General features: G+C 71.9%; 6 protein-coding genes and 1 pseudogene. 1 reads left to right on the plus strand and 6 read right to left on the minus strand.

Annotated elements, in window-relative coordinates; all coding sequences use genetic code 11:
- Positions 1–2013: hypothetical protein (locus tag KBA23_RS13690; protein WP_366935320.1), on the minus strand; the 2013-nt coding region annotated here is incomplete at its 3' end.
- 78 nt (positions 2014–2091) lie between these two features.
- Here KBA23_RS13690 and rrtA point away from each other — a divergent pair.
- Positions 2092–2544 (plus strand): annotated as a pseudogene (gene rrtA / locus KBA23_RS16875) (rhombosortase); the annotation flags it as partial.
- 11 nt (positions 2545–2555) lie between these two features.
- Here rrtA and KBA23_RS13695 read toward each other — a convergent pair.
- The 5 genes from KBA23_RS13695 to KBA23_RS13715 form a co-directional block, all read right to left on the minus strand.
- Positions 2556–4679, minus strand: a complete 2124-nt coding sequence (locus KBA23_RS13695; protein WP_290741854.1) for a YncE family protein — start codon at positions 4677–4679, stop codon at positions 2556–2558.
- Between the two features lie 70 nt (positions 4680–4749).
- Positions 4750–6534, minus strand: a complete 1785-nt coding sequence (locus tag KBA23_RS13700; RefSeq protein WP_290741856.1) for a hypothetical protein — start codon at positions 6532–6534, stop codon at positions 4750–4752.
- A gap of 104 nt (positions 6535–6638) precedes the next feature.
- Entirely contained in the window at positions 6639–8804 is a 2166-nt protein-coding gene (locus tag KBA23_RS13705) for a CHAT domain-containing protein (RefSeq protein ID WP_290741858.1), read from the minus strand.
- Positions 8805–8952: 148 nt separating this feature from the next.
- Entirely contained in the window at positions 8953–9672 is a 720-nt protein-coding gene (locus KBA23_RS13710) for a hypothetical protein (protein WP_290741860.1), read from the minus strand.
- A complete protein-coding gene (locus KBA23_RS13715; protein ID WP_290741862.1) occupies positions 9669–10247 on the minus strand; it encodes an RNA polymerase sigma factor in 579 nt (192 codons plus the stop codon). Before KBA23_RS13715 ends, KBA23_RS13710 begins: the two co-directional genes overlap by 4 nt.
- Positions 10248–10511 lie beyond the last annotated feature (264 nt).

The raw sequence follows: 10511 nt of genomic DNA on the forward strand, positions 1-10511 counted from the left end.
CTCCACGCTCACCGAGGAGACCACCGAGAGTGGCGTCGACGGCTGCGTCGGGTCGATCGCCTTGATGGCGATGCGCGCCGATCGCTGCCCGGCCGCGAGAGGCCGAGCCAGCACGGCAAGCGTTACCCGCGCCCCTGGCGACAAGAGAAACGGCACCTGCAGGCGCGCCGTGGCGGCGATGGCGAACGGTCGCGCCTCGCCCGCCGGAGAGAGGTCGAAACGCGCCGCACGATCGTCGCGCAGCAGCAGGCCGCCGACCAGGCTGCCGCTCTCGCCGTAGATTCCGATCGGCTCGGTCGCCGCACCCCGTCGCGGATCCCCCCAGCTTGCGACGACCGATTCGCCCTGTTCGGCGAGGCGGAGAAAGTCCTGATCGACGGCGTCGCGGCTCCACCGCAACGACGCACCGCCCGGAACCGGCAGCGCTGTCACCGGCAACGGCACCGCTACCGGATCTCCGGCGACGAGAAACGAGAAATCCTGCGGGTCGTGCGAGCCCGGATCGAAGGCGACAGACTGCACTTCGAGCGGCCTGCCGCCGACGTTGTCGAGCGTCAGCTCCGCCTGCGCACCATCGCCCAGCTGAATTCTGCCGAACGAGTGCAGCGCCGTGGACTTCAACGCCGCCGGGCGCGAGCGGCCGACGAGCTTGAAGCGGATGAAGAGCTCGCGTCCCGCGGCGAGACCCGGCAGGCTAGCCTCCCAACGGATCGGGCGCGTGACCGCCGGATCCAGGTCTAGTACCGCGAGCGCATAGGTCGGCGTCAGGGCGCGCCAAGCCGGACCATCGAAAGCGCAGTCGGAGTTTCCGCTAGCCGGATCGATGGCGAACGAGAACGCACCGCCGCGAAGACGGCCCGTGCAGGTGACGATGGCGTCGGCTCCGCCCGCCTGCGGAATGGTGACCACGAGGCGATCGGCGCCCGGGCGCTCGACTCGCTCGCCGGCACCTGTCCCTGCAGCTCGCGAGACGATCTCGACCTCGTCGACACGCACCGTCGGTGTGAAGTTCTCCCCCCAGCGCACCGGGCCCTCGCCGAACTGCGGGTCGACCTTCGTGCTCCACGAGAATCGCCCGGAGGGGAGTGCTGCGAGCGGGCGGACGATCTCCCGGCGGCCCGGCACCGTCAGGACCGAAGGCTGCAGCCAGCGTTCGGGGCGGCTGCCGCCGAAGGGCGCGTCGGCGTGCAGAGAGAGCCGGTAGGTGGTGTCGGCCGTGGGCACGACACCGACAGCGGGTAACGCGCAAGCCGCGAAGCGGTCGCCGCGCAGCGCCGGCCCTCCGGCTGCCAGACGCTCATCGAGCCGCACCGAAGTTGCGGGCGGGGCGCCAGAGGGGCAACGCCCGTCCCGGTCCTGGGTGGAGGGCGAGAAGGCGTCGACGGCGATGTCGTAGTAGCCCAACGGCACGCCGCAGTAGATGGGTAGATTGCGGTTGCTCGGCCAGTCGTTCGGATTGAGTGTCAGGGCCCCCCGAAAGAGCCCGCCGGTGTCGGTTCCCCAGCCGCAGATGCTCGCCTCCTGCGCACGAATCGGCCGCGACGGATCCTCGAAGAGCAGGCGCGATTGCGGATTCGAAAAGCTGCACAGCCCGAGCTCTTCGCGGCCCTCGGCGAAAAGCTCATCGAAGGGTGCGTAGCCGCGATCGATATCGGCCGCCACCTCCCAGGACATCCGCAGCTCGTCGGCGGCGACGGGCGCGCCCGCCGCGTCGCGCTCTTCGCCGACGAACAGACAGGTGGTCTGCACGAGATGCCCGAGCCCCTCAGGCCGCGAGGCAGCGAGCGGAAACAACGGGCTCACCAGGCCGCCGTCGCTGCCGTCGCGAAAGAAGCCGCGCTCGAGATCGGCCGTGAGGTCCGCCGGAACCAACGGCTCGAGGTCGGCCCGAAGACGCTCGTTGAAGCGCGCCGAGGTCCAGTGAATCTCCACGTCGCTCTGCTTCGTGCAGGCGGCCGAGAGCAGAAACGACAGCGACAGCAGGATGCGTAGACAGGAGGCGACTCGTCGCATACTCGACCTCGATCCCGGAGTGCCGGTTGTGTCATCCTGCGCGCCGTGCGCCGGTGGCTTCTGTGGGTGATGGTCGCGATGGCCGCGACGACCGCGACCCTCGCCGTACCGCGCGCGCTCGGGCGTCTGGCTTACCTGCGGCCGGCGGTGACCAACGGCGAGCTCTACCGCCTGCTCAGCGCGCATCTGGTGCACGCTCAGGCACGCCACCTCACGCTCGATCTCGCCGCGCTGGCGCTCGCCTTCGCGCTCGTCGGACGCGAGCTCAGTGCCCGCCGCTGGTCCGCTCTGCTGGGCGCGAGCGCCGTGAGCGCGAGCCTCGCCGTACACTGGTTGTCGCCGGAGACTCAGGCCTTCGCCGGACTCTCGGCGCTGGTGCACGCCGTCCTCGGCGGCGGCGCCGCAGCGCTGCTTCGCCGCCGCGCCGCGGGCGGCGTCTTGCTGGTTGCCGGGCTGGCCGCGAAGCTCGCCCTCGAGCGCCTCCGCGGTCCGTTCGCCCTTGCGTTCGCTGGCTCGACGGGGGTCGCCATCGACGCGCACCTCTACGCCTCCCTGGCTGGCGCCGGATTCGGCTGGTGGCTCGCGCGACGCGCGGCCAGCCAGGCGACGGCTAGCGCAGCGCAGGTCAGCAGACCGAGCGCCGCCGGGCCGACCTCGGCGAGCAGCAGGCCGAGCAACGCCAGGACTCCGCCGAGCGCGGCGTCGGAACTGTAGAGCAGCAGCGCCCGGCTGCGGAGCGAATCGATCGTCGCGCCCGGGCTGGGCGTCGGGTTGGCGAGCTGCACCCGATAGCGCAAGATCGCGCCGCTCGAGCCGCCGGGCGCATAGGCCGCGCAACGCAGCCCGGTCTCGCCGTCGCCCCAGGCGAGCGGCAGCACGTCGTCGGGCGCCAGCCCGAGTCCGGCGCGCAACTCGACGGTCACCGGACCGACTCCATCCCCTTCGCGCAGCGCGCAGAGGTCGACGGCGTCGCTGCCGCTCGCGAGGTAGAGGCGGTCGGCCATCGCCAGCAGCGTCGCCGCGCCGCCGGTCGCGACTTCGACCAGGAAATTGTCGATGCCGTGGGCGGCGAAGGCGGCGAAGGTCCCGCCGCTCACCGTGCGCCGCGAATAGCCGAATGAGATCGCCGCGCCGCCTGCAGAGAAGTCGGGATGGAGGCCGTTGCCGTCGGCGAAGCTGGCCGCGGTCAGCGCGGTGCGCTCGATCGGCGTCCAGCTCGACTGGCTGAAGTTGTCGGAGGTGGCGCGATAGGCGACCCCGTCCTGAAAGAGCACGAACGACTCGCCGACCTCGGGCACACCGTCGGCCGAGAACAGCACGCGGTCCCAGGCGGCAGAGATCGTCGCGATCGCGCCGGAGGTCGCCGGATCGTAGCTGCCGCCCAGGAAGCGATGCAGCACCTCGACGACCTCCGGGCTGCCGCTGCTGGCGGCTACGTTGTGGCTCATCCTGCGCGACGGCGGTGGGTCTCCATCGAGTGCCGACATGGCGACGGAGTGGCCGCCGTTGCCGACCACGGCGCTGGCAACCTCCCAATCGGCGTCGGCAAAGGTCGAGTCGCTGAACGACACTGTGCCGGCGGCGAGCGGCGGGCCGGCCATGGCCAGCGCCAAGGCGAGGAGCGGCGTCGCCCGGCGCTTCGCCCCGAGTCTCCGCCAGGCGATTCCGGCGAACGCCAGAGCGAGTAGCGTGAGCCCACTCTCGTGCAAGGTGGGGATTTCCACCGCCGGCGCGCCGAGGGTGGTCACGACCCCGCCGAGCCCGGTGAGGCCGGCAGGAGCCGCGAGCGCGCCGATGGAGGCACCGCTCGCGGCGTCGAGGATCGAGACACTCTCCGCACCGGGATGCGAGGCGTAGAGGCGGTCGGGCGCCGACCACGCGAGATCGAAGGCCGGACCGGCAGCGAGCGTCCAGGTGGCGAGCGGCAGCGTGCTCACGGCATCGAAGACCGCGATCGTCGGCGTGTTGCAGTCGGCGACGTAGACCCGACCGCCCCCTGCCGCCACGGCGCGCGGCGCGCTACCGGCCGGCAGGGTCGCCACGACCGTGGCCGAAGCGAGGTCGACGACCGAGACGGTGTCGTCGCCGAGATTGGCGATCCAGGCCCGACCGGCGGCGAGGGCGACACCCGCCGGGAACGCTCCGACGGCGACCGGCTGCGCGAGATAGGTCGCGAGATCGACCAGCCACACCCGGTCGTCGCCGAAGCCGACGACGACGGCACGCTCACCATCGCAGACCAGAGCGAGCGGCTGCGCGCCGACCGCCACCGTCGCCCGGCGAGTGGCCGTCTCCACATCGAAGAGCTCCAGCAGGCCATCGCCGGTGGCGACGGAGGCGAGCAGGGCCCCTCCGGCGCAGAAAGCGACTCCGGCCGGGCCGGCGGCGGTGCCCCACTGCGCCACCGTACCTGCGCGAGTGACGAACAGACGGTTGCCCAGGGCGTCGGCGACCGCGAAGCTGCCGGACGCAGCTTCGCTCGCGACTCCGGCGGGCAGCTCGCCCGCGGCGAGCTCCCTCGGCGCCTCCAGGCCGCCGAGATCGAGCGCGACCACTGCTCCCGCAGAGGGTCGCGTGGCGAGCAGGTAGGGAACGGCGCTCGCCGTATCTGCAGTCAGGAGCACGGCGAAACCGAGAGCTGCGAAAAGGCGGGCGACGGTCGGCATGAGTCCTCCGGAGATCGATGTCCGTTCGCTAGACGCGAAGCGCCTCGAATCCGTTGCAGGACTCGGCGCCTCAGGGCGCGCTCGCCTGCCAGCGCGCCAGATCTCCGCAATCGAAACCGTCGCCGAAAATCTCCGGCGCAGGAGTGGCGCATCCCTCCCAGGCGCAAGGATGCTGCTCGATGTGCTCCATGAGGGCGCCGTATTTCGGCGACTCGGCGTGCGGTTGATCCTGATACTCGAGGGCGCCACCGCGGCCGGGTCGCCACTGCGAGACGTTCTTGAAGTGGGTGAAGAGCGTGCCGCCGGCTGTCGGCCAGGCGGCGAGATACTGGGCATAGAGCGTGCCCATCCGCGGGTCGCGGTTGGCGGCGTCGAACAGGGCATTCATGGCCGGGTCGGTGGCGTTCGGCCCGACGCCTTCGAGATGCTGACCCCCTTCGTAGCTCACCAGGGCGACGGCCGGGAAGTTCGCGGCGAGGAAGTCGGCGTCGATTTCCATGGCGGCGATGGCGCGTGGAACCCCGCGCGTCGCGCTGGTCGCGAGGTCGGCGAAGAGCTGGTCCAGGGTCCAGCCGCCGACCGCAGCATCGAGTCCGTAGCCGAAGCCGAAGTAGGGCGCCACGGAGAGCACGTCCGCCTCTGCCGCCGCGCCGTTCCAGCCGAGGAGCGCCGAATGGTGTCCGGTGTTGCCGGACTGCGACGCCATGACCCGGACCAGCGGCGAGCCCGGCCCGAGGCGAGCCGCCGCGAGATTCCACAGCTCGACCGAACGTTCGCTGAAGTAGCGCCGCGAGGCGGTCAGACAGCTGGCGTTCGCGGTCGGCCAGGGGAAGCCCTCGCAGTAGATCCCGTTGCCCGGCGTGGCATCCTGATCACAGCCGGCAGCGAGATCGGCGAAGCGCTCGCAACCGCGCTCGGCCGTCCACAGCGTCCCCATCGAGAATGGATGGGAGCCGTTCCAGACCTCGTTGCCGTACTCGAGCCAGACCTTGCGTCCCGGCTCGAGCCGTGCCCGCAGGCGGCAGACGAAGCCGCTGGCGAAGTCGTCGCTCGCACGCACCGGCAGCGAGATCCAGGCATCGGCATCGAGCCGGTTGGCGAGCTCGGCGAGCAGCTCGGCCGGCACCTTTCCCCAATAGCGCGCGGCGTCGGGCCCGGGCCATTCGGTGAGCTCCTGGACGGTCGACCCGTCGACATCCATCCAGTTGTTGAAGCGCACCAGCCGGTAGGGCCGCAGGTTGGCGAGGAAGGTGGGGTGGAACGGCTGCGTCGCGTAGGTGTCTTCGAACGGCACACATGCCGCGCCACCGCATTCGCCATCGACCCGGCAAGCGGCAAAGAGATCGCCGGCGCAGGCGCCGCCCGGCATCAGCACACGGATGTCGCGCAACGGGTTCGCCACCTCGGTGGCGACCAGCCGGAGGACGAAGTTGCCGAGGGTCGCGTCGACTTCGACGACGTCGCGCCCCGGCGTCGAAGCGGCGGCGTCGCGGGTTGCGGAGCCGCCGTATTCGAGCGTGCCGCTGCCGCTGTAGAGAACGATGTAGCGGCCGGAGGGGTAGCGTCCCAGGGCGTCGTTGAAGAGCAGGGTATTGGCAACCTGTCCGCCGTTGGGGCGCGTCGTGTCGAGCGAGCGGACCCAGCCCTGCTCGTCGAGATCGAGTGGGCCGGCGCAGTCCCAGCAGCCGAACCGCTCGCCCGCGAGCCAGGGGCGCGAGTGTTTGAAGGCGTCGACGAACGGCCACTCGCCGGTCCATTCGCGCAGCAGCGACAGATTGGTGCCCAACGGCGACGCCGGGGTCTGCGCCGCTGCCGGCGCCGCGGGGATCCACAGCGTTGCGGCGAGCACGGCCACGGCCCATCGTGCGGAGACTTCTCTCATGAGCGACAACCTCCCGCTCATGAGACGCGAAGCGGACTAGATCCGTTGCACGCGCCGGGAACTGCCGCGACGAGAGCTCAGCGCCAGTCGCCCTCGAGAACGAATCCGGCCCAGTCGTGCGGCGCCGCGAAACGCGCCTGGGCGCGCAGCTCGCGCTGCGCCGAGCGCAGTGCTGCCGCTGGCGAGCGGCGCTCCGTCAGCAGGTGGCGGTAGAAGCTCTCGATGAGCACCGTCGCTGCCTCGTCGCGGACCGGCCAGAGCGTGCCGACGACGCGCGCCGCACCGGCATCGATGAAACCCCGCGAGAGGCTTTGCGGCCCCTCTCCCGCAAGCGTTCGGCCACCCCGTGTCGAACAGGCCGAGAGCACCACCAGGTCGGCGTCGAGGCGCAGACGCCTGAGGTCCTCGAGGCGCAGGAGGCTCTCGATCGCGTTGCCCTCACGATCGAGCGCCGAAAGCGCCAGCCCGGCGCTCTCCGGGTGGGCGGCATCGGCCAGGGCATGGCTGGCGAAGTGCAGGTAGCGCGCGCCGGAGAGCGCGCCGCTCAGGGCCCACTCCCGTGTCGCAGCGAAGCCCACCGCGAGCTCCACGCTGCGCCCGCGAGCGAGCGCCTGGATGCGTGCGACCTCCGCAGCGGTCCCCGGCAGACGAGCGAGCGGCTGCTCGCCGGCGGACCCCGCGATGAGTTCGGCGCGCCGCCGCGCCGGTGGCTCCAGACGGGCATCGACGGAGGAATAGACCGGATCCGCCACCAGCAGCAGCTCGCGGGCGTAGGCCCTTGGCTGCCGGCGGCGCGCACGCTGGGCGACGATGGCCGAGGCTGATGGAACCAGAACGACTTCGTGGCGCTCGACCAGCGGCGCATCCCCCTCCACCGGCGCGACCAGAGCGGCGAAGGGAAGATGCGCGAGCTCGCCGTCGGCGAGGACGAGCAGTCGCAGATGCCCGGCGAGCTCCGGCACCGGCCCGAGGAGCGCTTCGCCGAGCTCGTGGGCGCAGGCCTCGGCGGCTCGACCGGCGAGGCGCTCGTAGCTGCGCGCAAACGTCTCGGCGCAGGCGCGCGCGACCGCTTCGAGCTCGTGGACGGAGGCGTCGAGCGTGACGGCGCGGAAGCGGTCACGTTCGACGACGAAGAGCGCGACCCGATCGGCGGCGAAGAAGAAGGACAGCATCAGGTCGTCGGCGGCGAGCACCGTTCGCTGCACCTCGTCGGCGGCGACGAGCGCCGCATCGCCGCGCTCGAAACCCTCCGCAGTCGGCTCGGCGAGCAGGTCGAGGAGCGCCCGCATCCGCGCCCGCTCGGCGGCGCGAAACGCCGCACGGTCGAATCCGGCACCGGGCTGGAAGCGGTCGCGTTCGAGCAGCAGGTCGACGAGCTCGCGGTAGGGAGTGTGCGTCCGGGCGAGAAAGGCGGCGCGCAGCTCGGGGCTGACGACGCTCCGGCGCACCACCTCGAGCAGATCCAACGCCTCCTCGAGCTTGCGCTGGGCGTCGGCCCATTGGTTCTCCTCCCGGTCGAGACGCGCAAGGGCGATGAGGACGTAGGCACGGCCTTCACCGTCGCCGTGCCGGCGCCAGAGCTCGAGCGCCGTCGTGAGCTGCGCCTTGGCGGCGGCGAAGTCGCCAAGCAACCGTTCTGCCTCGCCGAGACGCGCCCGGCACCTCGCCTCGTGCGCGAGCTGCCCGCTGGCGTGCGCGAGCTCGACGGCGAGCGCGAGATGTGGCCGCCCGTCGGTCGTCCTGCCGAGTTGGAGCAGAACGTCCCCGGCGCCGTAGGCGGCGAGGGCGCGACCGGGGAGTCCCTTGTCGCCCGAGGCGACGAGCTCGCGCTCGAGACTCTCGTAGAGCTCGAGTGCCTCGCTCAGCCGACCTCGAGAGCCGGCGATGAGGGCGAGCCGCAAGCGTATGGCGATTCCGAGCTCGGGATCGCTGCAGGCGCTCGCCTCCTTCTGGGCGGCCCGCTCGGCGACCTCGGCCCGTTCGGCATCGCCATGCGCCCACAGGACATGTCCCCGTCCGCTCGCCGCCCAGCCTGCGGTGCAGGCGTCCGAAGCCGCCCGAGCCTGCTCGAGGGCGCGGTCGTAGCCGGCGAGGGCAGCCTCGTGCTCGCCGAGCCCGCCGGCGAGATCGGCGAGCGCCAGCTCGGCTCGGGCGATCTCGACCGGATCGCCGATCGCGCGCCAGAGCTCGCGCGCCCGCTCGAGGTCGGCGCGCGCCGCAAGCCAGCTGGAGCGCCCGCTCACAGCCATCGCAGCGCGCGCGCTCTCGGCTGCGGCGCGGGCTTCGACGCGCGGCTCTTCAGCCGCCGACAACGGCATCGTCGCCAACGCTGCTGCTGCGAACGCCAGCACGAGGGCCGACAGGAAAGGGCGCTGGCGACGCCAGCGCACTTCAGTCGCCATGCGCGAGATGAACCAGGTAGCGCGCGGTCCCGCTCGGATCGCCGGCCGGCGCCGAGCGCAAGACGAGGTCGTAGTCGCCCGGCGGCAGACCCTCTCCGGTGAGCATCATGGTGAGGGTGCCGAAAGGTCCCGCCACGAGACCCTCGAGACGCGCGGCGGTCGTGCCGGCGCGAACGAAATCCACGCTGTATCGTGCCTCGGCGGCGGGCCGGTCGAGGTGCAGCACCAGAACGGCTGGCGCCCCGCCGGGCGCGGGAAGCTCCAGACGTTGGCGATCCTGCGGTGTCGACGCACGCAAGGCGCCTTCCGGCAGGAGGTCGACGATCGCCGGGTTGGCGGCGAGGCCTGCCGGCGCCCGCGAACCGCCCGCGCTGTAGCCGCTTCCGACCAGCCATCCGAGCCCGGCGGCGGCGAAGAGCGCCGCTGCAGCCGCCCATCCCCGGGGCGAGCGACCGCGCGTGTGCCGGACCGGGGCGACTTCGCCGAGGCGTTCTTCCGCGGCGAGCGCCCAGGGAGCGAGCGCCTGCAGCGCCCGCAGGTCGGCAGCGCAGTCGGCGCACTCCACGAGGTGGTCCACCAGCCGTTCGCGCTCGGCCTGCGCCGCGGCTCCGCTCGCGAGCTCCGCGAGGAGCTCCGCGGACGGACAGCCGGCCCGGTCGATCTCGGGGCGCAGTGCCGGATCGGCCCACAGCTCTTCGAGGCTCTTCATGTCTCCCTCTCTTCCACCGCAGCGAGCTCAGCCAGTCGCGCGCGCAGCTCCGCGAGCCCCCGATAGACGAGGCTCCGCGCCTTGGGCTCGCTCCAGCCGAGCAGCGGGGCGATCTCGCCCGGCGTAAAACCCTGCAGGTGAAGCCCGACGGCCCGCCGACGATCGGGCTCGAGGGCCCCGAGCTCGCGGCGGGCGCGCTCCAGCAGTTGTCGCTGTTCGGCCAGCCGGTCGGGGGCGATCGCCGCCGCCCGTTCGACTGGACCTTCCGTCTCTTCGAGCATCTCCACCGCCACCTCGCTGCGCCGGGAGGCACGCAGAGTGGTGGCGCGGCGCACCGCGTCGAGCGTCGCGCTCGCTGCCACCTTGTAGAGGTAAGACGCAGGATGGCGGATTTCTGTTGCTTCGCGCAGGGCGCGCCAGATCCGCAGACGAGCCTCCTGCTCGACGTCGTCGATGGCGATGCCGAGATCGGGCGGGCAGGCGCGCGAAATCGCCGCGCGCAGGAGGGGGCGATAGCGCTCGAGGATCTCCTCGAGACGACGTTCGATCTCCTCTTCGCGGCGAGTCGGCACCATCGAACCGGACTGCGGGCTCAGAGTCGAAGGTCTGCGCGGACCTGCATGCGACGCGCCGCGTGCGGGCGACGCCAGGTGCGGCGCTGGCCGGCCGGTTGCACCGACCTCAGCGGAGACTGCGGTGCCGCCGCAGCAGGACGAGCGCGCTGGCGAAGAGCAGACCGCCGAGGAGCAGCGCGCCTGCCGTATCGAGCGTCGGAATCTCGACGAAGCCGCAGGTGACATCCGCCGGATCGACGAAATCGAGAATCGCGCCGGAATCGA

This window comes from Amaricoccus sp. (assembly GCF_017995835.1).
In the GTDB taxonomy this organism is placed as follows: Bacteria; Pseudomonadota; Alphaproteobacteria; order Rhodobacterales; family Rhodobacteraceae; genus Amaricoccus.

Excerpts from the sequence above, each read along its gene's own strand:
- KBA23_RS13695 (WP_290741854.1), bottom strand. The coding sequence starts at position 4,679 with ATGCCGACCGTCGCCCGCCTTTTCGCAGCTCTCGGTTTCGCCGTGCTC.
- KBA23_RS13710 (WP_290741860.1), bottom strand. The coding sequence starts at position 9,672 with ATGAAGAGCCTCGAAGAGCTGTGGGCCGATCCGGCACTGCGCCCCGAG.
- KBA23_RS13715 (WP_290741862.1), bottom strand. The coding sequence starts at position 10,247 with ATGGTGCCGACTCGCCGCGAAGAGGAGATCGAACGTCGTCTCGAGGAG.